The sequence below is a fragment of the Enterobacter sp. MGH 38 genome (assembly GCF_000492855.1).
In the GTDB taxonomy this organism is placed as follows: Bacteria; Pseudomonadota; Gammaproteobacteria; order Enterobacterales; family Enterobacteriaceae; genus Enterobacter; species Enterobacter hormaechei_C.
Window position 1 is genome coordinate 627,991 of sequence record NZ_KI535607.1, and the last position, 22,374, is coordinate 650,364.

Here is a 22,374-nt window from a genome sequence, read left to right on the forward strand (position 1 = left end):
GCGAGATTATGCGATTTTCCAGTTTTATCATCGGATTGACTACCAGTATAACGTTCACCGTTCAGGCCGCGAATGTTGATGAGTACATTAATCAACTGCCCGCCGGCGCGAACCTTGCCCTGATGGTGCAGAAGGTTGGCGCGCAGGCTCCCGAGATTGACTATCACAGTCAACAGATGGCGCTGCCTGCCAGTACCCAGAAGGTGATCACCGCCCTCGCCGCTCTGCTCCAGCTCGGGCCTGACTTCCGTTTTACTACCACCCTTGAAACCAGAGGTAACGTTGAGGGTGGCGAACTGAAAGGCGATCTTATCGCCCGTTTTGGTGGCGATCCCACCTTTAAGCGCCAGGATGTCCGCAACATGGTGGCGGTACTGAAAAAATCCGGCGTAACAAAAATTGATGGCAACGTGCTGATCGACACCTCCATTTTCGCCAGCCACGATAAAGCGCCTGGCTGGCCATGGAACGACATGACGCAGTGTTTTAGCGCCCCGCCAGCCGCCGCCATCGTTGACCGTAACTGCTTCTCCGTATCGCTTTACAGCGCGCCAAAACCAAATGACTTAGCGTTTATCCGCGTGGCGTCTTACTACCCGGTCACGATGTTCAGCCAGGTGCGGACGCTGGCGAAAGGCTCCCCGGAGGCACAGTATTGCGAGCTGGACGTGGTACCGGGCGATCTCAACCGCTATACGCTCACCGGCTGCCTGACCCAGCGGGCCGATCCACTCCCGCTGGCCTTTGCCATTCAGGATGGCGCAGGTTATGCCGGTGCCATTTTTAAAGATGAACTGAAGCAGGCGGGCATAACCTACACCGGAACGCTGCTGCGCCAGACGCAGGTGAATGAGCCAGGCACGGTGATTGCCAGCAAACAGTCCGCGCCACTGCATGATTTGCTTAAGATTATGCTGAAAAAGTCGGATAACATGATTGCCGACACGGTATTCCGCATGATCGGGCACGCGCGCTTTGGTGTGCCGGGCACCTGGCGGGCCGGTTCTGATGCCGTACGTCAGATCCTGCGCCAGCAGGCGGGTATCGATCTGGGCAATACGATCGCCGTTGATGGTTCCGGTTTATCGCGTCATAACCTGATCTCGCCGGCCACCATGATGCAGGTGTTGCAGTACATTGCTCAGCATGACGCTGAGCTAAACTTTATTACGATGCTGCCGCTTGCCGGACACGACGGCTCTCTTCAGTACCGCGCGGGCCTTCACGCTGCGGGCGTGGATGGCAAAGTTTCAGCCAAAACGGGTTCCCTGCAAGGCGTTTACAACCTTGCCGGTTTCATCACGACCGCCAGCGGACAACGCATGGCATTTGTGCAGTATCTTTCCGGCTATGCCGTCGAACCGGCTGACCAGCGCAATCGCCGTATTCCACTGGTACGTTTCGAAAGCAGGCTCTATAAGGACATCTACCAGAATAACTAGCGATGAAACTACTGATAGTTGAAGACGATCTGTTATTGCAGGAAGGGTTAGCGCTGGCGCTGGGCAATGAGGGCTACGCCCTGGATTGTGCCGCCACGGCCGCTGAAGCAGATGCCCTGATCCAGAGCGGTGAATACAGCCTGGTGATCCTGGATTTGGGACTGCCGGATAAAGACGGCGCGACGCTGCTCTGCCAGTGGCGTCGTCGCGGAGTGGAGAATCCCGTATTGATTCTCACCGCCCGCGATGCCATTGAAGACAGAATTAACGGGCTTGATTCTGGCGCTGACGATTATCTGGTAAAACCCTTCGCCCTTGCCGAGCTACAGGCTCGCGTGCGGGCGTTGATCCGCCGCTATCAGGGCCACAGCGACAACCTGCTGACGGACGGAGATATCACCCTCAATCTGCAAACTCAGCAGGTGCTGCGCCAGTCTCAGCCTGTGGAAGTGACGCCAAAAGAGTTCGCTCTGCTGACGCGCCTGATCATGCGCAGCGGGCAGACCGTGCACCGCGAAACGCTGCAACAGGACATCTACTCCTGGCAGGACGATCCAGGATCAAACACGCTTGAAGTTCACATTCATAATCTGCGCCGCAAGCTCGGTAAAGATCGCATCAAAACCGTACGCGGCGTGGGTTACCGTCTGGAGAGTCAGAAATGAACAGTATGCGCCGGCGATTAATGGTGTTGCTGGCGGTTATTCTGCTTTTTTTTCAACTCATTAGCGTAGTCTGGCTATGGCATGAGAGCCGCGAGCAAATCGGTTTTCTGGTGAACGAAACGCTGTCCGCCAAAGCGCGCAACAACCATGTCGAAAAAGAGATCCGCGAAGCCATTGCCTCCCTGCTGGTCCCTTCACTGGTGATGGTCGGTTTTACCCTGCTCTTCTCATTCTGGGCAGTCACATGGATCACCCGACCACTCAACAAACTTCGCGCCAGCCTTGCGAACCGTTCGGCGGATAATCTGACTCCCCTGCCGATGTATTCTGATATGGAAGAGATAGGCGCAGTAACCACGTCCCTCAACCAACTCCTCGCCCGGCTGGACCACACTATTCAACAGGAACGCCTGTTTACCGCCGATGCGGCACACGAGTTACGTACGCCGCTGGCGGGGATTAGGCTCCATCTGGAACTGATGGCTCAGTCCGGTTCCCCGCAGGCCACGCCACTGATAAACCGGATCGATCAGCTGATGCACACGGTGGAACAGCTGCTGATGCTGGCGCGTGCCGGACAGGCGATGGCCAGCGGCCATTACGATACCGTGAACTGGACTGAGTCGATCATTGCTCCGCTTAGCCTGGAGCATGAAGCCAAAGAGCATACGGTAATATGGCCGGCCCACAGCACGCTGACGGTACAGGGGGACGCCGTCCTGTTACGTCTGATGCTAAGGAACCTTCTGGAGAATGCCGCCCGTTACAGCCCGGCAGGCACAATCATTGAAGTGGCATTAACAGCGACGGAGGGGGGTACCCAGGTGAGCGTTACCGATCAGGGGCCGGGTATTGATGAGGCGCACCGCCAGTCGATCACCGAACCTTTCCGACGTCTCGACCAGCGCTACGGCGGCAGCGGCCTTGGGCTGAGCATCGTACAGCGTATCGTACAGCTCCATCATGGTCATTTAACGCTGGAGAACGGCGCTGAGGGCGGCCTCATCGCCAGCTGTTGGTTACCGACGAAAATAGGATAAAAAAAAGCCCCGTTAAGGGGCTTTATACAGGGGTTAGTGCTTGTAGATGAACTCGACGCCTTCTTCGTCGTCTTCATCCCAGTCATCGTCCCAGTCTTCATCATCTTCTTCCGCTTCCAGCTCTTCGAGCTGCTGGCGGTGGTAGTCATCCCACATGAATTCGACTTTTTCAGGCTGTTTCGCCTCTTCTGCCTGAACAACCGGATTCTCGATGATAAAGGTCATCACATCCCAGCAGAGATCTTTCACGCCAACCTGGCTGGCGGCAGAGATCAGATAGTACTTATCTTCCCAACCCATCGCTTCGGCAATCGCTTTAGCTTTCGCTTCAGCTTCCGCTTTGTCCATCAGGTCGATCTTGTTGAATACCAGCCAGCGCGGTTTTTGCGCCAGTTTTTCACTGTATTTCTCCAGCTCGCCGATAATGATACGAGCGTTTTCAACCGGATCGGAACCATCGATTGGATCGATGTCGATGAGGTGCAACAGTACGCGGCAACGCTCAAGGTGCTTCAGGAAGCGAATACCCAGACCGGCGCCTTCTGCAGCCCCTTCAATCAGACCCGGGATGTCAGCGACCACGAAGCTCTTCTCGTTATCCATACGGACAACGCCCAGGCTCGGTACCAGCGTCGTAAACGGATAATCTGCCACTTTTGGTTTCGCCGCAGAGACCGCACGGATAAACGTCGATTTACCGGCGTTTGGCATGCCCAGCATCCCCACATCCGCCAGCAGCATCAGTTCCAGTTGCAGGTCGCGCTTATCACCCGGGGTACCCATGGTTTTCTGACGCGGGGTACGGTTAACGGAAGATTTGAAACGGCTGTTACCCAGACCGTGCCAGCCGCCTTTCGCCACCATCAGGCGCTGACCGTGTTTGGTCATATCACCCATGGTTTCGCCCGTACCCTGATCGATGACACGCGTACCCACCGGCACTTTGATCGTCACGTCTTTACCGCGTTTACCGGTACAGTCGCGGCTCTGGCCGTTCTGGCCACGCTCGGCGCGGAAAGATTTTTCGAAACGGTAGTCGATCAGCGTGTTGAGGTTTTCATCCGCCTCCAGCCACACGTCGCCACCGTCCCCACCGTCACCGCCGTCAGGACCGCCACGAGGAATATATTTTTCACGGCGGAAGCTTACACAACCGTTACCGCCATCACCTGCCACGACCAGGATCGTCGCTTCATCAACAAACTTCATTTTACTCTCCGTAACTCATTCGCCTGAGCGGGGGACTATTACAACCGCTTCATTTTTGCGCCAACGCCCCCAGAGACGATGACCAATGGCGGAATACATCGCGCCCGCAACCACGACAAACGCACCGAGATAACCCAACAGGTTGAGCATCGGCTTGACGAAGACATCGGGCCAGGCCATTGATAACAAATCTGAAAATAACAGCGTAAACAGCGGGGTAAGCGTGATTAAGGCGCTCACCTGTGCTGCCTGCCAGCGCGCCATGGCTTCAGCCAGCGCGCCATAACCGACCAGCGTATTCAGCCCACAAAAAATGAGGCACGCCAGTTGCCAGTCGCTGAGCTGGGTAATTACACCCGGCTTCGCTAAAGGCAATAATGCCAGTGTACACAAAGTGTACAGCAAAAAGAGGATCTGCTGTGAGGCAAGACGGCGCAATAACACCTTTTGCGCGACGCCATAACTCACCCAGACCGTTGCTGCGCCCACCCCAAAAATGACACCCCAGGTGTAATCCGTCAGGCGGGTAAAAATCTCAATCAGGCTGGTGTTAAAGAACATCACCAGCCCGCAAAGCAGCATACTTGCCCCGATGATCTGCGTGCCGCGCATCTTCTCCTTGAGGATGAATACGCTGGCGACCATCATGCCGACCGGTGAAAGCTGACCAATCACCTGCGACGCTGTAGGGCTAAGATATTGCAGGGAAGAGCTGAACAGAATGAAGTTACCGAACAGACCGCCCGTCGCGATAGCCAGTAACACCAGCCAACGCGGTTTTCGAAAGATGCGCAGCGGTGGCAGCTTACCTTTGACGGCCAGAATGGCGCCCAGGCCTATGCTTGCCATCAGGAAGCGATAAAACACCACCGTCGGTGGCTCCATGACTTCCAGTACCTGCTTCATTGCAATTGGCAGCGCACCCCAGCACATTGCGGTAGTGAGCGCCAAAAGAATACCAATGCCGGCCTGCTGCTTCATGCCCGTTTTCCCTACAGAAAATTTTCCGGGTTTCCAATGTAAAAAGCCCCGCAACACGTTGCGGGGCTTTAATCCGTTACCGGACCGAGAAAACCTTACTCAGCAACGATGCTGATGTATTTACGGTTGTTCGGGCCTTTAACTTCAAATTTCACTTTACCGTCTGCTTTAGCAAATAGAGTGTGGTCACGACCGCAACCTACGTTGGTACCCGCGTGGAACTTGGTGCCACGCTGACGAACGATGATGCTACCCGCCAGAACGGATTCGCCACCGAAACGCTTAACGCCCAGGCGTTTAGCTTCTGAATCGCGACCGTTACGTGTGGAGCCGCCAGCCTTTTTATGTGCCATTTAAATCTCTCCTCAGGTCTTAGGCGCTGATGCCAGTAATTTTCACATCAGTGAACCACTGACGGTGGCCCTGCTGCTTACGATAGTGTTTACGACGACGAAACTTAACGATTTTAACTTTCTCGCCACGACCGTGAGCAACAACTTCAGCTTTGATAACGCCGCCATCAACGAAAGGAACGCCGATTTTGACTTCTTCACCGTTTGCGATCATCAGAACTTCAGCGAACTCAACAGATTCGCCAGTTGCGATGTCCAGCTTTTCCAGGCGAACGGTCTGACCTTCGCTTACTCGGTGTTGTTTACCACCACTTTGGAAAACCGCGTACATATAAACTCCGCTTCCGCGCACATCCTCGTATGATTCAGAGTGCGCTATAAATATTCACAATAGGGCGCGAATATTACGCAAAATGCGAGCCTTTGACAAGTGCTACCATCAATACATGAAGAAAAAAAACACAACACGTACGGTAACGTTTATCTGAGCCGTTTTTTCAGTACAATCAGCAATACTATTTATAAACCGAAACCCTTTGTGTACCCATCTCGTGTGGGATAAACAGGATAAAAAGCCCGGCTTTTGCGATGAATTTAGAAAAAATCAATGAGTTAACCGCGCAAGATATGGCGGGTGTGAATGCAGCAATCCTGGAGCAACTCAACTCTGACGTTCAGCTGATCAATCAGTTGGGCTATTACATCGTCAGCGGCGGTGGTAAACGTATTCGTCCGATGATTGCCATTCTGGCCGCACGCGCGGTTGGCTATCAGGGAAATGCCCATGTCACGATCGCGGCGCTGATCGAATTTATCCACACCGCCACCCTGCTTCACGACGATGTTGTGGATGAATCAGACATGCGTCGTGGCAAAGCCACCGCCAACGCCGCGTTTGGTAATGCGGCAAGCGTTCTGGTAGGCGATTTTATCTATACCCGAGCCTTCCAGATGATGACCAGCCTTGGCTCGCTGAAGGTGCTGGAAGTGATGTCAGAAGCCGTGAACGTTATCGCTGAAGGTGAAGTCCTACAGCTGATGAACGTCAACGACCCGGACATCACCGAAGAAAACTATATGCGGGTGATTTACAGCAAGACCGCACGTCTGTTCGAAGCCGCCGCGCAGTGCTCTGGCATTCTGGCTGGCTGTAGCGAAGCGGAGGAAAAAGGCCTTCAGGACTATGGCCGTTACCTCGGCACCGCGTTCCAGTTGATTGATGATTTGCTGGACTACAGCGCGGATGGCGAAACGCTCGGTAAAAACGTCGGCGATGACCTGAACGAAGGCAAGCCAACGCTGCCGCTGCTCCACGCGATGCGCAATGGTACACCAGAGCAGGCGAAAATGATCCGGGAGGCTATCGAGCAGGGAAATGGACGCCATCTTCTGGAACCGGTACTGGAAACAATGGCAATCTGCGGCTCCCTGGAATGGACGCGTCAGCGCGCTGAAGAAGAAGCGGACAAAGCCATCGCCGCTATTCAGGTCATTCCCGACAGCCCATGGCGTGATGCGCTAATCGGCCTCGCGCACATCGCCGTCCAGCGCGACCGTTAATCCCTCATCATCTCCCTGCCCCTACGCAGGGAGACTCCAGTACGCTCCAGTAAATTACATTTACGCGTAAGCCCATCGGGTTACAGGCCGTATGTATAAAGCCGTGCCTTATTCTGAATATTGCTTCTCGTAACATGAACTTTTTAGAACAGATGTTCGAAGTGAGTATAGTAATGCTGTCTTTTCACACGAAACGACGTGGACGATAACGAACACAAGGACAGCATTATGGATACAAAATTCATCGACTGGCATTCTGCTGACATTATTGCGGCACTGCGTAAAAAAGGAACTTCGCTGGCTGCCGAATCACGTCGTCATGGGCTGAGCTCGTCGACGCTGGCAAACGCCCTGACCCGCCCATGGCCGAAGGGGGAACTGATTATCGCGACGGCGCTGGATACGCATCCGTGGGTGATATGGCCGTCACGCTACCACGATCCCATCACCCATGAATTTATCGACAGAACGCGCATGATGCGCCAGAGCAAAACGAAGAAAGCGCATCAGGACTGATGCACCAGAATTGACAAGAACAGCAATCCCCCGGCCTGTTCTGGCAGGGGGGTGCCGGAATGATTACTCGCCCTTCACACGCTCGATATTTGCACCCAGCGCGCGCAGTTTATCCTCAATACGCTCGTAACCACGATCGATGTGGTAGATACGATCGACAACGGTAGTCCCTTCCGCAATACAACCTGCCAGTACGAGGCTCGCAGATGCGCGCAGATCGGTCGCCATCACCTGCGCACCGGACAGTTTTTCAACGCCGTGGCAAATTACCGTGTTGCTTTCAATCTCAGCATGCGCACCCATACGGATCAGTTCCGGTACGTGCATGAAACGGTTTTCGAAGATGGTTTCCGTGATGAAGCCCGTGCCTTCGGCCACCAGGTTCAACAGCGTGAACTGTGCCTGCATATCCGTCGGGAATGCCGGATGTGGCGCAGTACGCACGTTAACGGCTTTAGGACGCTGCCCGTGCATATCCAGGCTGATCCAGTCTTCACCGATTTCAATGTCCGCACCCGCATCGCGCAGCTTCGCCAGCACCGCATCCAGGGTATCCGGCTGGGCGTTACGGCAGACAATCTTACCGCCAGAAATGGCCGCGGCCACCAGGAAAGTGCCGGTTTCGATACGGTCTGGCAGTACGCGATACACACCGCCACCCAGACGTTCAACGCCTTCGATGGTGATACGGTCTGTGCCCTGCCCGCTGATCTTCGCTCCCAGCGCGACCAGGAAGTTCGCGGTATCCACGATCTCCGGCTCACGGGCGGCGTTTTCGATGATGGTAGTGCCTTCTGCCAGCGTAGCAGCCGACATGATGGTGACCGTTGCGCCCACGCTCACTTTGTCCATGACAATGTGCGCGCCTTTCAGACGACCATTGACGGATGCTTTAACGTAACCCTCTTCCAGCTTGATCTCCGCGCCGAGTTTTTCCAGCCCGAAGATATGCAGGTCAACGGGACGCGCGCCGATAGCGCATCCGCCCGGCAGTGAAACCTGTCCCTGACCGAAGCGCGCCACCAGCGGACCAAGCGCCCAGATGGACGCACGCATGGTTTTCACCAGCTCATACGGCGCTGAGAAGTTGTTCACGTTGCTGGCATCGATCCAGACGGAACCGTTACGCTCCACTTTGGTGCCCAACTGGCCGAGCAACTTCATGGTCGTGTCGATATCTTTCAGCTTCGGTACGTTCTGGATCTCTACCGGCTCTTCTGCGAGCAGCGCAGCGAAAAGAATGGGCAGCGCGGCGTTTTTAGCGCCAGAAATTGTGACTTCGCCCTGGAGACGCGTAGGTCCCTGTACACGAAATTTATCCATCGTTTGCTCTCTTATAAATTCAACCGTGCTGCGGGCGTTTCGCCCTCAGCTCAAAAACCGTTTAGTTTGCGATCGCGTGCCCACTCCTGTGGGGTGAACGCTTTAATCGACAGGGCGTGGATGCGGTTATCCGCAATGTATTCCATCAGCGGCGCGTACACAGCCTGCTGTTTCTTCACGCGACTCATTCCGTCGAACATCTCACCCACAGCAATAACCTGGAAGTGACTGCCATCGCCAGAGACGTGGGCTTCCTGAAGGGAGAGTGCATTCATCAGCACAGTCTGGATTTCATTATTTTCCATGGGGTCTACATCATCTGATAGTGAAAACAAGCTCAACATCTTAGAGCAAAGTGGCGCGGTCTTAAACAAGCAAAAAGCCCCGACGCGTAAACTGTCGGGGCTTTCAGAAGTAACGTACTGAAAAAATTAGCGAGGTAATACGTCTTCGGGCAAATTGTAAAGCTGTGCAAGGGTAATCACGTTATCGCTTACCCCCGTCAGGGTGACGCTACTCCCCTGCTTTTTGCCCGTGGCCACCAGGTGCGCCAGCAGGGCGATACCGGCGGTATCTACCCGCGTGACGCCATGGAGATCAATCAGCGTCACGCCCTGCATCGCGTTATGGCGAGCGTCCCACAGCGGGTTAAGCAGATCCTGATCCAGCTCTCCCGTCAGCGTCAACGTCTCGCCGTCACGCGCCCAGCTAAGCTGCTGTGACATTACTTCTTCTCGTCCAGGGTAATTTTCTGACGAGAGATGGACTGAAGCTGAGCCGTCAGGCCATCAATGCCTTTAGTGCGCAGCAGATCGCTCCACTCGTTCTGTTTAGTGGTGATCATGCTGACGCCTTCAGCGATCATGTCGTACGCCTGCCAGTTTCCGGTCTGACTGTTTTTACGCCACTGGAAGTCCAGACGAACCGGTGGACGACCGTTTGGATCGATAATCGTCACGCGAATAGGAATGATAGTGGCATCGCCCAGCGGTTGTTCAGGGGCAATCTGATAGGTCTGCCCGTGATACATCGCCAGCGCCTGGCCGTAAGCCTGTTTCAGGTATTCACGGAACGCCGCAAAGTAAGCCTCGCGCTGCGCCGGGGTCGCGTCTTTGTAGTAACGGCCCAGCACCAGTGCACCCGCGTACTTGATCTGCACATACGGCAGCAGCTCCTGATCCACCACATCACGCAGATAATCAGGGTTAGAACGGATTTTTGGCTGTTCGTTTTTAAGACGGTCGAAGGTTTTCTTCGCGGCCTCATTCATCAGTTTGTACGGGTTACTCTGATCCGCAGCGTGCGCCGCGGTAAGAGGGGCAATGACCAGCATGGCAACCATTAACAGTCGTTTAAACATGAATAACTTCTCCTGAAATTAATTCGTCGCGCCTGGCGTCGGTTCGACGTTGGTGTGGTCTTCACTCTGCGCAGGGGCATCGTCAGACTTTTTATCATCCCCTTTACTGTTGTAAAGGAACTGACCAATCATATCTTCCAGCACCATCGCTGACTTGGTATCCTGGATTACGCTACCGTCTTTAAGGATAGTCGTTCCCAGCTCAGGATCTTCAAAACCAACGTTAAGGGCCAGATATTGCTCCCCCAGCAGGCCAGAGGTGCGGATAGAAAGCGAGCTGGTGTCCGGAATGTGGTTATAGCGCTCTTCGATATCCATCGCGACGCGCGGCAGATAGGTTTTCTCATCAAGCGTAATGTCGGCGACACGTCCGATAACGACGCCACCAATACGCACCGGTGAGCGCGCTTTCAGGCCGCCGATGTTATCGAAAGTCGCGTAGATACGGTACGTCGGCTCGGCGCGAACAGAGGTGATGTCCGCCGCTCGCAGGCAGATGAACAGCGCGGCCAGCAGCGCCAGAAGCAGAAACACGCCAACCCAAATTTCATTTTTTCTCGTTTGCATGAACTCAATTCCCAAACATCAGTGCGGTGAGCACAAAATCCAGACCTAAAACGGCCAGCGACGAATGTACGACAGTACGCGTCGTTGCACGGCTAATGCCCGCCGACGTCGGAATGGCATCGTAACCATTAAACAACGCAATCCAGGTAACCGTCACAGCGAAAACCACGCTCTTGATCAGACAGTTCACCAGATCCATCCGCAGATCGATGGCGTCCTGCATGGCAGACCAGAAGAATCCGGCATCAATGCCTTTCCAGTTAACGCCAACCAGCGCGCCTCCCCAGATACCTACCGCCACAAAGAGGATAGTCAGTAACGGCAAGGAGATAACCCCGGCCCAGAAGCGCGGCGAGATCACCCGGCGCAGCGGATCGACTGCCATCATCTCCATACTGGAGAGCTGCTCGGTGGCGCGCATCAGGCCAATTTCCGCCGTCAACGCTGACCCGGCACGCCCGGCGAACAGCAGCGCGGCAACCACCGGCCCGAGTTCACGCAGCAGCGAGAGCGCCACCAGCATGCCAAGGCTGGTTTCCGCGCTGTAGGTTGTCAGTACCAGATACCCCTGCAACCCCAGCACCATGCCAATAAACAGACCCGACACGATGATGATAAGCATCGACAGCACGCCGACGTTATAAAGCTGCCGCACCAGTAACGGCGCATGCTTGCGGAACTCCGGTTTGCCGACCAGCGCGTTGAACAACATTAATCCGGCACGCCCGAACGTACTGATGGTTTTTAGGCCACGGTGTCCAAGACCCGCCAACGCATTTAACAGCATGAGTGGCTTAACTCCCTATTCCCAGTAAATCGTCATGATAGTCGCCCGCCGGATAGCGGAAAGGCACCGGCCCATCTGCGATACCGTCCAGGAACTGCCGCACGCGCGGATCGCCATTCTCCTGCAACGCCTGCGCGCTGCCGTGGGCGACGATCTTTTTGTCAGCCACAATATAGGCGTAATCAGCGATACTCAGCACTTCCGGCACGTCGTGGGAAACCACCACGCAGGTGACGCCAAGGGCGCTGTTCAGCTCCGAAATTAACTTCACCAGCACGCCCATGGTGATGGGGTCCTGCCCGACGAACGGTTCATCGAACATGATTAAATCGGGTTCCAGGGCAATAGCACGCGCCAGCGCGGCGCGGCGCGCCATCCCACCCGAGAGTTCGGACGGCATGAGTTTCGCAGCCCCCCGCAGCCCCACGGCTTCAAGCTTCATCATCACCGTGCTGTGCAACAGCGCAGGAGGAAGATGGGTGTGCTCACGCAGCGGATAGGCCACGTTGTCAAAAACGTTCATATCGGTGAATAGCGCCCCCGACTGAAAGAGCATGCTCATCCGTTTGCGAACCGTGTAGAGGCGCGAGCGAGACATCGCCGGGACGTTTTCGCCGTCGAAGAGAATTTCGCCGCTGTCAGGGGGGATTTGCCCGCCGATAAGACGCAGCAACGTGGTTTTACCGATCCCTGACGGCCCCATGATGGCGGTGATTTTACCGCGCGGCACGGTCAGCGAAATATCATCAAATATTAACCGGTTGCCACGAGAAAAACTGACGCCCCGGACATCGACTATATTCGCCATCGTTTGGCTCATTTATGGTTCCTTACTTACCTTGCTTCACGGCTGGCATGAAGCGTAAATCAGCCCTAAACCCCGCATTTTTACAGAATATTCACTATTGGGGTTAGCGAAAGCTGGCATTTGTTTTACTTTTCCGGCGCATAAAGTCAAAATTAGGAATTCGTCACGTCTCAGACTTCATCTGGCGCTAAAATTCGTGCGCAGTGGACCAGCGAGTATACCTGAAGAAAGGACTTTTGATGCTTTTAGCAACAGCACTGTTAATAATTGGTTTACTGTTGGTGGTCTACAGTGCTGACCGTTTGGTCTTTGCCGCATCCATTCTCTGTCGACTCATTGGCATGCCGCCCATCATTATCGGCATGACGGTGGTCAGTGTAGGCACATCGCTTCCTGAAATCATCGTTTCTGTTTCAGCCTCGTTGCATGGCCAGGTTGACCTCGCTATCGGCACCGCGATTGGCTCTAACATCGTCAATATCTTGCTGATTTTAGGCTTAGCCGCATTACTGCATCCATTTCGCGTACATTCCGATGTTTTGCGTCGTGAATTGCCGCTAATGTTAGTCGTCAGTCTGCTGGCGGGCTATGTGCTTTATGACGGGGTGCTGAGCGTCGGTGACGGTATATTCCTGCTCGCCCTGGCCGTGATCTGGTTGCTTTACAGCGTGAAGATCGCACGTCTGGCGGAAAAACAGGGTAACGATAGCCTCACGCGTGAGCACCTCGCCGAGCTGCCCCGGGAAGGGACCTTACCCGTCGCCCTGCTGTGGCTGGGCGTCGCGCTGATTATCATGCCAATGGCCACGCGGATGGTGGTCGATAACGCGACGGTGCTGGCGAACGCGTTTGCGATGAGCGAACTGACAATCGGTCTGACGGTCATCGCTATCGGCACCAGCCTGCCAGAGCTGGCTACCGCCATCGCCGGGGCGCGTAAAGGGGAAGATGATATCGCCATCGGCAATATCATTGGCTCGAATATTTTCAATATCGCGATCGTGACGGGGCTGCCGGCGTTAATTTCGCCGGGACCGTTTAACCCTATGGTTTTCACGCGCGATTACGGTGTGATGCTGCTGGTCAGCGTGATTTTCGCCCTGCTCTGCTGGCGGCGAAAAGAGCAGATCGGCAAAGGCGCGGGCGCGCTGCTGACGGGTGGATTTATCGTATGGCTGGCGATGCTGTACTGGCTCTCGCCACTTCTCTCTGGGTAAACGGAAACGCATTATGTCGCAAATAGAATTGCAGCCGGGTTTTGACTTTCAGAAAGCAGGCAAAGACGTTCTGGAGATTGAACGTGAAGGTCTGGCGCAGTTAGATCAGTACATTAATCAGGATTTTAGTCTGGCCTGTGAGAAGATGTTCTACTGCGCCGGTAAAGTCGTGGTGATGGGGATGGGCAAATCCGGCCATATCGGGCGCAAAATGGCGGCGACCTTTGCCAGTACCGGCACGTCGTCATTCTTCGTTCATCCCGGTGAAGCCGCGCACGGTGACCTCGGCATGGTTACGCCGCAGGACGTGGTTATTGCGCTGTCCAACTCCGGGGAATCGAATGAAATCCTGGCGTTGATCCCGGTGCTGAAGCGTCTGCACGTACCGCTGATTTGCATGACCAGCCGCCCGGAAAGCAGCATGGCGCGCGCGGCGGATATTCACCTGTGCGTGAAGGTGCCTAAAGAAGCCTGCCCGCTGGGGCTGGCGCCGACCTCCAGCACAACCGCCGCGCTGGTGATGGGCGATGCCCTTGCCGTTGCGCTGCTGGAAGCCCGCGGTTTTACGCCAGAAGATTTCGCCCTGTCTCACCCCGGCGGCGCGCTCGGGCGCAAACTGCTGCTGCGGGTTAACGATATTATGCACACCGGGGATGAGATCCCGCACGTCAGCAAAGAGGCCTCTTTGCGCGACGCGTTACTGGAGATCACCCGTAAAAACCTGGGCATGACGGTTATCTGCGACGATCTGATGAAGATTCAGGGCATTTTCACCGACGGCGACCTGCGCCGGGTATTCGATATGGGTGTGGATGTCCGAACGCTGGGCATCGCTGATGTAATGACACCAGGAGGGATCCGCGTCCGTCCGGGTACGCTGGCGGTAGATGTACTGAACCTGATGCAGTCCCGTCATATTACCTCAGTGATGGTTGCCGATGGCGACCAACTGCTGGGTGTGGTACATATGCATGATCTGCTGCGCGCTGGCGTAGTGTAATGAAGGATAAGACAATGAGTAATGCGGGTGCATCCCTTGCAACCTGTTATGGCCCGGTGAGCGCCCACATGATGTCAAAGGCGGAAAATATCCGCCTGCTGATCCTCGATGTGGATGGTGTGCTCTCCGACGGTCTGATTTATATGGGCAATAACGGCGAAGAGCTGAAAGCCTTTAACGTTCGCGACGGTTACGGTATCCGCTGTGCGCTCACGTCCGGTATTGAAGTTGCAATCATCACCGGGCGGAAAGCTAAACTGGTAGAAGATCGGTGTGAAACGCTGGGCATTACGCATCTCTATCAGGGACAGTCTGATAAGATGGTAGCCTTCCGGGATTTGCTGGGAAAACTGGCCATTGCGCCAGAGAATGTGGCATACGTCGGGGATGATTTGATCGACTGGCCAGTCATGGCGGAGGTGGGTCTGAGCATCGCCGTGGCTGACGCGCACCCGCTGCTGATCCCGCGTGCTGATTACGTTACCCATATTCACGGTGGCCGTGGCGCCGTCCGTGAAGTCTGCGATCTGCTTCTGCTGGCGCAGGGCAAGCTTGATGAGGCGAAAGGGCAATCGATATGAGTAAAACCAGACGTTGGGTTATCATTCTGCTTGCGCTTGTCGCCCTGATACTGATTGGCGTAAATCTCGCTGACCGCGATGATACGCAAGCGGAAGTGGTTAACACGAGCGACCCGACCTATAAAAGCGATCACAGCGACACCGTGGTCTATAGCCCGGAAGGTGCGCTGAACTATCGCCTCGTTGCTCAGCATGTAGAATATTTTTCAGATGACGGCACCTCGTGGTTTACCCAGCCGGTCCTGACCACCTTTGATACGGACAAAGTGCCGACGTGGTCAATCAAGTCTGACCGGGCAAAACTGACAAATGACCGTATGCTTTACCTGTATGGTCACGTTGAAGTCAACGCCCTGACCGCTGACGCGCAACTGCGAAAAATTACGACGGATAACGCCCAGATCAACCTGGTCACCCAGGATGTCACGTCGCAGGATTTAGTCACCCTGTATGGCACAACATTTAATTCCAGCGGTTTAAGAATGCGCGGGAACTTACGCAGCAAAAACGCCGAGCTGATTGAAAAGGTTAGAACCTCCTATGAAATTCAAAACAAACAAACTCAGCCTTAAAGTTGTTATCGCCAGCGCGCTGCTGGCGGCCAGTCTTCCCGCGCTTGCTGTGACTGGCGACACCGAACAGCCGATTCATATTGAATCCGATACCCAGTCTCTGGATATGCAGGGTAACGTCGTCACCTTTACCGGCAACGTCGTTGTGACCCAGGGCACCATCAAAATCAACGCCGACAAAGTGGTCGTTACCCGTCCGGGCGGCGAGCAGGGGAAAGAGATTATCGATGGTTATGGCAACCCGGCCACCTTCTACCAGATGCAGGACAACGGCAAGCCGGTGAAAGGCCATGCCTCGCATATGCACTATGAACTGGCGAAGGATCTGGTCATCCTGACCGGTAATGCTTACCTGGAACAGCTGGACAGCAATATCAAAGGCGACAAGATCACTTATCTGGTGAAAGAGCAGAAAATGCAGGCCTCCAGCGAAAAAGGCAAACGCGTCACGACCGTGCTTGTGCCTTCGCAGTTGCAGGACAAGAACAACGGTCAGGCTCCGGCAAAGAAAAAGAGTAACTAATTCGTTATGGCAACTTTAACTGCAAAAAACCTCGCGAAAGCGTATAAGGGCCGCCGCGTCGTCGAAGATGTCAGTCTGACCGTCAACTCCGGCGAAATCGTGGGTTTGCTTGGCCCTAACGGCGCGGGTAAAACTACGACCTTCTACATGGTAGTGGGCATCGTCCCACGTGACGCCGGCAACATCATTATCGATGATGAAGATATCAGCCTGCTGCCGCTGCATGCCCGCGCGCGTCGTGGCATCGGCTATCTGCCGCAGGAAGCGTCTATCTTCCGCCGCTTAAGCGTGTTCGACAACCTGATGGCCGTGCTCCAGATCCGTGACGATCTGACCAGCGAGCAGCGCACTGACCGTGCGAACGAGCTGATGGAAGAGTTTCATATTGAACACCTTCGCGACAGCCTCGGTCAGGCGCTGTCCGGTGGTGAACGCCGCCGCGTTGAGATTGCGCGCGCGCTGGCAGCAAACCCGAAATTTATCCTGCTGGATGAACCGTTTGCGGGCGTTGACCCCATCTCCGTTATCGATATCAAACGTATCATTGAACACCTGCGCGACAGCGGGCTTGGCGTACTGATCACGGACCACAACGTTCGTGAAACGCTGGCGGTGTGTGAGCGCGCCTACATAGTGAGCCAGGGCCATCTGATTGCCCACGGTACGCCGCAGCAAATCCTCGAGGATGAGCATGTTAAGCGCGTGTACCTTGGGGAAGACTTCAGACTCTGATAGGGTAGAGGTTAAGTCACGCCGAACCGGAGAAAAACGCTCTGAACATGAAGCAAGGTTTGCAATTACGGCTCAGCCAGCAACTGGCCATGACGCCGCAGCTCCAGCAGGCAATCCGTCTGTTGCAGCTGTCCACGTTAGAACTCCAGCAGGAGCTCCAGCAGGCGCTGGACAGCAATCCGCTGCTGGAGCAGACCGATCTTCATGACGAGGTAGACGCCCAGCAGACGCAGGACACAGAAACGCTCGACTCCGTAGATGCACTCGAACAGAAAGAGATGCCGGACGAACTGCCGCTGGATGCCAGCTGGGATGAAATCTACACCGCGGGTACCCCTTCCGGGACGCGTGCAGACTACCAGGACGATGAACTCCCGGTCTACCAGGGCGAAACTACCCAATCGCTTCAGGACTACCTGATGTGGCAGGTGGAGCTGACGCCTTTCTCCGATACCGATCGCGCCATTGCCACCTCGATTGTCGATGCCGTTGACGACACGGGCTATTTGACCGTGACGCTGGAGGAGATTCTTGAAAGCATCGGCGATGACGAGATTGAACTGGAAGAGATCGAAGCCGTCCTGAAACGCGTTCAGCGTTTCGACCCGATTGGCGTCGCCGCGAAAGATCTGCGTGACTGCCTTCTGATCCAGATTTCGCAGTTTGCTAAAGAGACACCGTGGATTGACGAAGCCCGGCTCATCATCAGCGATCATTTGGATCTGCTGGCGAACCACGACTTCCGCACCCTGATGCGCGTCACGCGCCTGAAAGAAGAGGTGCTGAAGGAAGCGGTGAATCTGATCCAGTCACTCGATCCGCGTCCGGGGCAGTCGATTCAGACCAGCGAACCGGAATATGTCATTCCCGATGTGCTGGTGAGAAAACACAATGGCCGCTGGGTCGTTGAACTGAACGCCGACAGCATTCCTCGCCTGCAAATCAACCAGCAATACGCCTCCATGTGCACCAGCGCCCGTAACGACGCTGATAATCAATACATTCGCAGCAACCTTCAGGAAGCACGCTGGTTGATTAAGAGTCTGGAGAGCCGTAATGACACGCTGCTGCGCGTCAGCCGCTGTATTGTCGAACAGCAGCAGGCATTCTTTGAGCAGGGCGAAGAGTTTATGAAACCGATGGTGCTGGCGGACATAGCCCAGGCCGTCGAGATGCATGAATCAACCATTTCCCGCGTGACCACGCAGAAGTATCTGCACAGCCCACGCGGTATTTTTGAGCTTAAGTATTTCTTCTCCAGCCACGTGAACACCGAAGGCGGCGGCGAAGCCTCGTCGACGGCCATTCGCGCACTGGTGAAGAAGTTGATCGCCGCGGAGAACCCCGCGAAGCCACTCAGTGACAGTAAGTTAACCACCATGCTGTCCGATCAGGGTATTATGGTGGCACGTCGTACTGTCGCGAAGTATCGAGAGTCTTTATCCATTCCGCCGTCTAACCAGCGTAAACAACTGGTTTGACACAACCGATAAGGAAGACACTATGCAGCTCAATATCACCGGACATAACGTCGAGATTACTGAGGCTTTACGCGATTTTGTAAACACTAAGTTTGCGAAACTCGAGCAGTATTTCGAGAGGATCAACCAGGTCTATGTTGTGTTGAAAGTGGAGAAAGTGACGCATATCTCGGATGCGACCCTGCACGTCAACGGAGGGGAACTCCATGCCAGTGCGGAAGGGCAAGACATGTACGCGGCTATCGACGGCTTGATTGATAAGCTTGCGAGACAGCTCAATAAACATAAAGATAAACTGAAACAACACTAATTGTCCGGGCAGTTAACGGGTGCAGGACGGCCTGTTGTGAAACACAACAGGCCATTTGTACAGTTAGCGCTTAGGTGAAATTATGATAAACAACGATTCCGCTCTTCAACTGAGCAATGTCCTTAACCAGGATTGTACCCGCAGTGGCGTTCACTGCCAGAGCAAAAAACGTGCGCTGGAAATCATCAGTGAGCTGGCCGCAAAACAGCTGGGTCTGCCGCCGCAGATCGTGTTTGAAGCCATTCTGACTCGTGAAAAAATGGGCAGTACCGGCATCGGCAATGGCATTGCGATCCCGCATGGCAAGCTGGAAGAAGATACGCTGCGTGCCGTGGGGGTGTTTGTGCAACTGGAAACGCCTATCGCTTTTGACGCCATTGATAACCAGCCTGTGGATCTGCTCTTCGCGCTGCTGGTTCCTGCCGATCAGACCAAGACCCACCTGCACACGCTGTCGCTGGTTGCCAAACGTCTGGCGGATAAAACCATTTGTCGTCGACTGCGCTCAGCCCAAAGTGATGAAGAGCTTTATCAAATTATCACTGAAGCAGAAGGCAATCAGGATGAGGCATAATCGGGAAAGGGCCTTCAGAACGGCTGCCCTGAGGAGAAACGGAACATGGTGCTGATGATCGTCAGCGGTCGTTCGGGGTCCGGGAAGTCCGTGGCCCTGCGCGCGCTGGAAGACATGGGATTTTACTGTGTAGATAACCTGCCGGTAGTGTTGTTACCCGATCTGGCGCGGACGCTGGCGGACAGGCAAATCTCTGCCGCCGTCAGTATTGACGTGCGTAACATGCCGGAATCGCCGGAAATCTTCGAGCAGGCAATGAACAGCCTGCCGGAATGCTTCTCGCCTCAGCTCTTGTTCCTGGACGCTGACCGCAACACGCTGATCCGCCGTTACAGCGATACACGTCGTTTGCATCCGCTCTCCAGTAAAAATCTTTCGCTGGAAAGCGCCATCGATAAAGAGAGCGATCTGCTTGAGCCGCTGCGCTCGCGGGCCGACCTGATTGTCGACACCTCTGAAATGTCCGTCCACGAGCTGGCGGAAATGCTGCGTACGCGCTTACTCGGCAAGCGCGAGCGTGAACTGACGATGGTGTTTGAATCCTTCGGCTTTAAGCACGGCATACCTATCGATGCGGATTACGTTTTTGATGTGCGTTTCCTGCCGAACCCGCACTGGGATCCGAAACTGCGTCCGATGACCGGTCTGGATAAGCCGGTGGCGGCGTTCCTCGACCGACACACAGAAGTACACAATTTTATCTACCAGACGCGAAGCTACCTTGAGCTATGGTTACCTATGCTGGAAACAAACAATCGCAGCTACCTGACGGTGGCGATTGGCTGTACCGGCGGTAAACATCGTTCGGTCTACATTGCCGAACAGCTGGCCGATTACTTCCGCTCACGCGGAAAGAACGTTCAGTCCCGTCATCGCACGCTGGAAAAACGCAAAACATGACCGTAAAACAGACCGTCGAAATCACCAATAAGCTGGGTATGCATGCGCGCCCGGCGATGAAGCTGTTTGAGCTGATGCAGGGTTTTGATGCTGAGGTGCTGCTGCGCAACGACGAGGGAACCGAGGCAGAAGCCAATAGCGTGATCGCCCTGCTGATGCTGGATTCTGCCAAAGGCCGCCAGATTGAAGTTGAAGCCACCGGCCCGCAGGAAGAAGAAGCGCTGGCGGCAGTGATTGCCCTGTTTAACGCCGGGTTTGACGAAGACTAACGTTCGCCATGTCGGCGGGTAGCGCTGCGCTTACCCGCCCTACATAAGATTATTTCGCTCCATAAACCCTTCCCCACCCAGCTGACGCATCTGGCGCATAATCCACGCCTGGCGGCTTCGCACGTAGCCTGACGGGGTGCTGGCCTTAAAACGCAGCGGGTTCGGCAGCACGGCGGCAAGGAGTGCCGCTTCGGACATAGTCAACCTGCTGGCGGGCTTGCCAAAATAGCGCTGCGATGCCGCTTCGACGCCAAACACGCCGTCACCAAACTCCGCGATATTCAGGTAGACGGTCAAAATGCGTTTTTTGCTCCACACCGTCTCGACGCCCAGCGTCAGCCCGGCCTCCAGCCCTTTTCTCACCCAGCTGCGACCGTCCCATAAGAACAGGTTTTTTACCGTCTGCTGAGAAAGCGTCGACGCGCCGCGGACGCGGTTTTCATGACGTTCATTATGATCCAGCGCCTTCTCGATAGCCGCCACGTCAAAACCCCAGTGCTCCGGGAATTTCTGATCTTCTGCCGCAATGACCGCCAGCCCCATCCACGGGGAGATTTCATCCATGCCGACCCAGTCTGAGTGGGCAACATAGCCAAAATCCCCAGAGAGCCAGGCGCTAATCTGCCGCTCTGCCATCACGGCCGAGAACGGGACGGGCAGGATGCTGAACAGCGCAATACCGCCGCCCCAGAACACAGCCAGGACCAGCACAATACGCAGCAGGATCCTTTTTAACCACCCGCCGGGGGAGAATTTACGATTCATTCGGCCAGGACCAGCACTCTGTCCACCAGCTTTTCAATGCCTGCGGCAGCCTCAGCGATGTTCTGCGCCAGCATATACGCTGGCGTGGTGATGATTTTGTTGTCCTCATCCACCACAATGTCGTCGACCGGGCATGGCACGTGCTCGCCGCCCATATCCTCAATAATTTCAGCGGTATCAATGTCGGTTCCGATCGTGAGCCGCAGCGGGAAATCAAAAATTTTCGGCAGCATGGCTGGCGCAATGCAGATAAAGCCCTGCGGCTTACCTGCTGCATGCATCGCCAGCGATAGCGCTTTCAAATCGGGATCGACATGGCACGCCGCGCCTTCTGTTGCAAACGTGCTCAGGTTTTTTGCCGCGCCAAAGCCGCCCGGCACGATGAGCGCATCAAGTTCAGCGGCATCGGCCTGTGCCAGCGGATGAATATCTCCACGCACAATACGTGCTGCTTCAATCAGCACGTTACGGCTTTCCGCCATTGGCTCGCCGGTAAGATGATTCATTACGTCTGCTTGAGTTTTATCCGGCGCGAAGCAGAGAACGTCTGCCCCCTGCCGCGATAATGCCAGCAGCGTTAATACGGTTTCGTGTATCTCTGAACCATCGTAAACGCCACATCCGCTCAGCACGACACCCACTTTCTTCATTCTGACGATCCTTCTAAGCAACTCGCTGAAGCACATTAAAAATTCTGATTAAAACGCTATGCTTCACACATTTCACTGATTCATGTAACAAACTGTTTAAGATTTGCTATCTTATCTGCGTACGGCCTCAATTTTCAGGCGGCGTCCATGCGAAAACAACCCACAAAAATCAGGCGCAGCCACGATTTC

The 22,374-nt window shown here is 54.9% G+C and carries 29 protein-coding genes; 16 read left to right on the forward strand and 13 right to left on the reverse strand.

The window, feature by feature from the left end; genetic code table 11:
- Positions 1-8: 8 nt before the first annotated feature.
- The 3 genes from dacB to pmrB are packed head-to-tail and all read left to right on the forward strand — an operon-like array spanning position 9 to position 3,147.
- Entirely contained in the window at positions 9-1,442 is a 1,434-nt protein-coding gene (gene dacB / locus L384_RS17915) for a serine-type D-Ala-D-Ala carboxypeptidase (RefSeq protein WP_003861817.1), read from the forward strand.
- A gap of 2 nt (positions 1,443-1,444) precedes the next feature.
- Positions 1,445-2,107: a two-component system response regulator PmrA gene (gene pmrA, locus L384_RS17910; protein WP_003861819.1), complete on the forward strand. Its 663-nt coding sequence runs from the start codon at positions 1,445-1,447 to the stop codon at positions 2,105-2,107.
- On the forward strand, positions 2,104-3,147 hold the full coding sequence (pmrB, locus tag L384_RS17905; protein ID WP_023323787.1) for a two-component system sensor histidine kinase PmrB: 1,044 nt from the start codon (positions 2,104-2,106) through the stop codon (positions 3,145-3,147). Before pmrA ends, pmrB begins: the two co-directional genes overlap by 4 nt.
- Positions 3,148-3,180: 33 nt before the next feature.
- Here the strand turns inward: pmrB and cgtA are convergent, their stop codons facing one another.
- From cgtA to rplU, 4 genes are all read right to left on the reverse strand, one after another.
- Complete coding sequence (cgtA, locus tag L384_RS17900; protein ID WP_003861823.1) at positions 3,181-4,356, reverse strand: Obg family GTPase CgtA; 1,176 nt, start codon at positions 4,354-4,356, stop codon at positions 3,181-3,183.
- A gap of 15 nt (positions 4,357-4,371) precedes the next feature.
- Complete coding sequence (locus tag L384_RS17895; protein WP_003861826.1) at positions 4,372-5,337, reverse strand: DMT family transporter; 966 nt, start codon at positions 5,335-5,337, stop codon at positions 4,372-4,374.
- A gap of 95 nt (positions 5,338-5,432) precedes the next feature.
- Positions 5,433-5,690 carry a 50S ribosomal protein L27 gene (rpmA, locus tag L384_RS17890; RefSeq protein WP_003861831.1) on the reverse strand — a complete coding sequence of 86 codons (258 nt, stop codon included), beginning with the start codon at positions 5,688-5,690 and terminating at the stop codon, positions 5,433-5,435.
- A gap of 19 nt (positions 5,691-5,709) precedes the next feature.
- Positions 5,710-6,021, reverse strand: coding sequence for a 50S ribosomal protein L21 (gene rplU / locus L384_RS17885; protein WP_003025032.1), 312 nt, complete (start codon positions 6,019-6,021; stop codon positions 5,710-5,712).
- 257 nt (positions 6,022-6,278) lie between these two features.
- Here rplU and ispB point away from each other — a divergent pair, with 257 nt between their 5' ends.
- Positions 6,279-7,250 (forward strand): octaprenyl diphosphate synthase, encoded by a 972-nt coding sequence (ispB, locus tag L384_RS17880; protein WP_003861833.1) that lies wholly within the window; start codon positions 6,279-6,281, stop codon positions 7,248-7,250.
- A gap of 228 nt (positions 7,251-7,478) precedes the next feature.
- Positions 7,479-7,766: a DNA-binding transcriptional regulator SfsB gene (sfsB, locus tag L384_RS17875; RefSeq protein WP_017382732.1), complete on the forward strand. Its 288-nt coding sequence runs from the start codon at positions 7,479-7,481 to the stop codon at positions 7,764-7,766.
- A gap of 63 nt (positions 7,767-7,829) precedes the next feature.
- Here the strand turns inward: sfsB and murA are convergent, their stop codons facing one another.
- From murA to mlaF, 7 genes are all read right to left on the reverse strand, one after another.
- The gene (gene murA, locus L384_RS17870) at positions 7,830-9,089 is read right to left on the reverse strand and encodes a UDP-N-acetylglucosamine 1-carboxyvinyltransferase (protein ID WP_006812128.1); all 1,260 of its coding nucleotides are present in this window, start codon (positions 9,087-9,089) and stop codon (positions 7,830-7,832) included.
- Between the two features lie 50 nt (positions 9,090-9,139).
- Positions 9,140-9,394, reverse strand: a complete 255-nt coding sequence (ibaG, locus tag L384_RS17865; protein WP_003861840.1) for a BolA family iron metabolism protein IbaG — start codon at positions 9,392-9,394, stop codon at positions 9,140-9,142.
- A 126-nt stretch (positions 9,395-9,520) separates the two neighbouring features.
- Positions 9,521-9,814 (reverse strand): lipid asymmetry maintenance protein MlaB, encoded by a 294-nt coding sequence (mlaB, locus tag L384_RS17860; protein WP_003861843.1) that lies wholly within the window; start codon positions 9,812-9,814, stop codon positions 9,521-9,523.
- The gene (mlaC, locus tag L384_RS17855) at positions 9,814-10,449 is read right to left on the reverse strand and encodes a phospholipid-binding protein MlaC (RefSeq protein ID WP_003861845.1); all 636 of its coding nucleotides are present in this window, start codon (positions 10,447-10,449) and stop codon (positions 9,814-9,816) included. The genes mlaB and mlaC overlap by 1 nt, the downstream gene beginning before the upstream one ends.
- Before the next feature lie 18 nt (positions 10,450-10,467).
- Positions 10,468-11,016, reverse strand: coding sequence for an outer membrane lipid asymmetry maintenance protein MlaD (gene mlaD, locus L384_RS17850; protein ID WP_003861847.1), 549 nt, complete (start codon positions 11,014-11,016; stop codon positions 10,468-10,470).
- 4 nt (positions 11,017-11,020) lie between these two features.
- Positions 11,021-11,803, reverse strand: a complete 783-nt coding sequence (gene mlaE, locus L384_RS17845) for a lipid asymmetry maintenance ABC transporter permease subunit MlaE (protein ID WP_003861848.1) — start codon at positions 11,801-11,803, stop codon at positions 11,021-11,023.
- Positions 11,804-11,810: 7 nt separating this feature from the next.
- Positions 11,811-12,623, reverse strand: coding sequence for a phospholipid ABC transporter ATP-binding protein MlaF (gene mlaF, locus L384_RS17840; RefSeq protein ID WP_003861850.1), 813 nt, complete (start codon positions 12,621-12,623; stop codon positions 11,811-11,813).
- 227 nt (positions 12,624-12,850) lie between these two features.
- Here mlaF and L384_RS17835 point away from each other — a divergent pair, with 227 nt between their 5' ends.
- The 11 genes from L384_RS17835 to npr all read left to right on the forward strand — a co-directional run bounded on the left by L384_RS17835 (position 12,851) and on the right by npr (position 20,770).
- Positions 12,851-13,828 (forward strand): calcium/sodium antiporter, encoded by a 978-nt coding sequence (locus L384_RS17835; protein ID WP_003861852.1) that lies wholly within the window; start codon positions 12,851-12,853, stop codon positions 13,826-13,828.
- A 13-nt stretch (positions 13,829-13,841) separates the two neighbouring features.
- A complete protein-coding gene (gene kdsD, locus L384_RS17830; protein ID WP_003861853.1) occupies positions 13,842-14,828 on the forward strand; it encodes an arabinose-5-phosphate isomerase KdsD in 987 nt (328 codons plus the stop codon).
- 14 nt (positions 14,829-14,842) lie between these two features.
- Complete coding sequence (gene kdsC / locus L384_RS17825; protein WP_003861856.1) at positions 14,843-15,409, forward strand: 3-deoxy-manno-octulosonate-8-phosphatase KdsC; 567 nt, start codon at positions 14,843-14,845, stop codon at positions 15,407-15,409.
- Positions 15,406-15,981 carry an LPS export ABC transporter periplasmic protein LptC gene (gene lptC, locus L384_RS17820; RefSeq protein ID WP_003861858.1) on the forward strand — a complete coding sequence of 192 codons (576 nt, stop codon included), beginning with the start codon at positions 15,406-15,408 and terminating at the stop codon, positions 15,979-15,981. The genes kdsC and lptC overlap by 4 nt, the downstream gene beginning before the upstream one ends.
- Positions 15,950-16,504, forward strand: a complete 555-nt coding sequence (gene lptA, locus L384_RS17815; RefSeq protein ID WP_003861860.1) for a lipopolysaccharide ABC transporter substrate-binding protein LptA — start codon at positions 15,950-15,952, stop codon at positions 16,502-16,504. Before lptC ends, lptA begins: the two co-directional genes overlap by 32 nt.
- 6 nt (positions 16,505-16,510) lie before the next feature.
- Complete coding sequence (gene lptB / locus L384_RS17810) at positions 16,511-17,236, forward strand: LPS export ABC transporter ATP-binding protein (RefSeq protein WP_003861862.1); 726 nt, start codon at positions 16,511-16,513, stop codon at positions 17,234-17,236.
- 47 nt (positions 17,237-17,283) lie between these two features.
- Complete coding sequence (rpoN, locus tag L384_RS17805; RefSeq protein WP_023323788.1) at positions 17,284-18,717, forward strand: RNA polymerase factor sigma-54; 1,434 nt, start codon at positions 17,284-17,286, stop codon at positions 18,715-18,717.
- 22 nt (positions 18,718-18,739) lie between these two features.
- Positions 18,740-19,027, forward strand: a complete 288-nt coding sequence (gene hpf / locus L384_RS17800) for a ribosome hibernation promoting factor (RefSeq protein WP_003861866.1) — start codon at positions 18,740-18,742, stop codon at positions 19,025-19,027.
- An 82-nt stretch (positions 19,028-19,109) separates the two neighbouring features.
- Positions 19,110-19,601 (forward strand): PTS IIA-like nitrogen regulatory protein PtsN, encoded by a 492-nt coding sequence (gene ptsN / locus L384_RS17795; RefSeq protein WP_003861869.1) that lies wholly within the window; start codon positions 19,110-19,112, stop codon positions 19,599-19,601.
- 45 nt (positions 19,602-19,646) lie between these two features.
- Positions 19,647-20,501 (forward strand): RNase adapter RapZ, encoded by an 855-nt coding sequence (gene rapZ, locus L384_RS17790; RefSeq protein ID WP_003861870.1) that lies wholly within the window; start codon positions 19,647-19,649, stop codon positions 20,499-20,501.
- Positions 20,498-20,770 (forward strand): PTS phosphocarrier protein NPr, encoded by a 273-nt coding sequence (gene npr / locus L384_RS17785; protein ID WP_003861872.1) that lies wholly within the window; start codon positions 20,498-20,500, stop codon positions 20,768-20,770. The genes rapZ and npr overlap by 4 nt, the downstream gene beginning before the upstream one ends.
- A gap of 39 nt (positions 20,771-20,809) precedes the next feature.
- Here npr and mtgA read toward each other — a convergent pair whose 3' ends face one another.
- Complete coding sequence (gene mtgA / locus L384_RS17780) at positions 20,810-21,535, reverse strand: monofunctional biosynthetic peptidoglycan transglycosylase (RefSeq protein ID WP_023323789.1); 726 nt, start codon at positions 21,533-21,535, stop codon at positions 20,810-20,812.
- Positions 21,532-22,185: an isoprenoid biosynthesis glyoxalase ElbB gene (gene elbB, locus L384_RS17775; protein ID WP_023323790.1), complete on the reverse strand. Its 654-nt coding sequence runs from the start codon at positions 22,183-22,185 to the stop codon at positions 21,532-21,534. Before elbB ends, mtgA begins: the two co-directional genes overlap by 4 nt.
- Positions 22,186-22,374 lie beyond the last annotated feature (189 nt).

Coding starts and splice junctions, on each gene's coding strand:
- dacB (WP_003861817.1), top strand. CDS start 9: ATGCGATTTTCCAGTTTTATCATCGGATTGACTACCAGTATAACGTTC.
- pmrA (WP_003861819.1), top strand. CDS start 1,445: ATGAAACTACTGATAGTTGAAGACGATCTGTTATTGCAGGAAGGGTTA.
- pmrB (WP_023323787.1), top strand. CDS start 2,104: ATGAACAGTATGCGCCGGCGATTAATGGTGTTGCTGGCGGTTATTCTG.
- cgtA (WP_003861823.1), bottom strand. CDS start 4,356: ATGAAGTTTGTTGATGAAGCGACGATCCTGGTCGTGGCAGGTGATGGC.
- L384_RS17895 (WP_003861826.1), bottom strand. CDS start 5,337: ATGAAGCAGCAGGCCGGCATTGGTATTCTTTTGGCGCTCACTACCGCA.
- rpmA (WP_003861831.1), bottom strand. CDS start 5,690: ATGGCACATAAAAAGGCTGGCGGCTCCACACGTAACGGTCGCGATTCA.
- rplU (WP_003025032.1), bottom strand. CDS start 6,021: ATGTACGCGGTTTTCCAAAGTGGTGGTAAACAACACCGAGTAAGCGAA.
- ispB (WP_003861833.1), top strand. CDS start 6,279: ATGAATTTAGAAAAAATCAATGAGTTAACCGCGCAAGATATGGCGGGT.
- sfsB (WP_017382732.1), top strand. CDS start 7,479: ATGGATACAAAATTCATCGACTGGCATTCTGCTGACATTATTGCGGCA.
- murA (WP_006812128.1), bottom strand. CDS start 9,089: ATGGATAAATTTCGTGTACAGGGACCTACGCGTCTCCAGGGCGAAGTC.
- ibaG (WP_003861840.1), bottom strand. CDS start 9,394: ATGGAAAATAATGAAATCCAGACTGTGCTGATGAATGCACTCTCCCTT.
- mlaB (WP_003861843.1), bottom strand. CDS start 9,814: ATGTCACAGCAGCTTAGCTGGGCGCGTGACGGCGAGACGTTGACGCTG.
- mlaC (WP_003861845.1), bottom strand. CDS start 10,449: ATGTTTAAACGACTGTTAATGGTTGCCATGCTGGTCATTGCCCCTCTT.
- mlaD (WP_003861847.1), bottom strand. CDS start 11,016: ATGCAAACGAGAAAAAATGAAATTTGGGTTGGCGTGTTTCTGCTTCTG.
- mlaE (WP_003861848.1), bottom strand. CDS start 11,803: ATGCTGTTAAATGCGTTGGCGGGTCTTGGACACCGTGGCCTAAAAACC.
- mlaF (WP_003861850.1), bottom strand. CDS start 12,623: ATGAGCCAAACGATGGCGAATATAGTCGATGTCCGGGGCGTCAGTTTT.
- L384_RS17835 (WP_003861852.1), top strand. CDS start 12,851: ATGCTTTTAGCAACAGCACTGTTAATAATTGGTTTACTGTTGGTGGTC.
- kdsD (WP_003861853.1), top strand. CDS start 13,842: ATGTCGCAAATAGAATTGCAGCCGGGTTTTGACTTTCAGAAAGCAGGC.
- kdsC (WP_003861856.1), top strand. CDS start 14,843: ATGAGTAATGCGGGTGCATCCCTTGCAACCTGTTATGGCCCGGTGAGC.
- lptC (WP_003861858.1), top strand. CDS start 15,406: ATGAGTAAAACCAGACGTTGGGTTATCATTCTGCTTGCGCTTGTCGCC.
- lptA (WP_003861860.1), top strand. CDS start 15,950: ATGAAATTCAAAACAAACAAACTCAGCCTTAAAGTTGTTATCGCCAGC.
- lptB (WP_003861862.1), top strand. CDS start 16,511: ATGGCAACTTTAACTGCAAAAAACCTCGCGAAAGCGTATAAGGGCCGC.
- rpoN (WP_023323788.1), top strand. CDS start 17,284: ATGAAGCAAGGTTTGCAATTACGGCTCAGCCAGCAACTGGCCATGACG.
- hpf (WP_003861866.1), top strand. CDS start 18,740: ATGCAGCTCAATATCACCGGACATAACGTCGAGATTACTGAGGCTTTA.
- ptsN (WP_003861869.1), top strand. CDS start 19,110: ATGATAAACAACGATTCCGCTCTTCAACTGAGCAATGTCCTTAACCAG.
- rapZ (WP_003861870.1), top strand. CDS start 19,647: ATGGTGCTGATGATCGTCAGCGGTCGTTCGGGGTCCGGGAAGTCCGTG.
- npr (WP_003861872.1), top strand. CDS start 20,498: ATGACCGTAAAACAGACCGTCGAAATCACCAATAAGCTGGGTATGCAT.
- mtgA (WP_023323789.1), bottom strand. CDS start 21,535: ATGAATCGTAAATTCTCCCCCGGCGGGTGGTTAAAAAGGATCCTGCTG.
- elbB (WP_023323790.1), bottom strand. CDS start 22,185: ATGAAGAAAGTGGGTGTCGTGCTGAGCGGATGTGGCGTTTACGATGGT.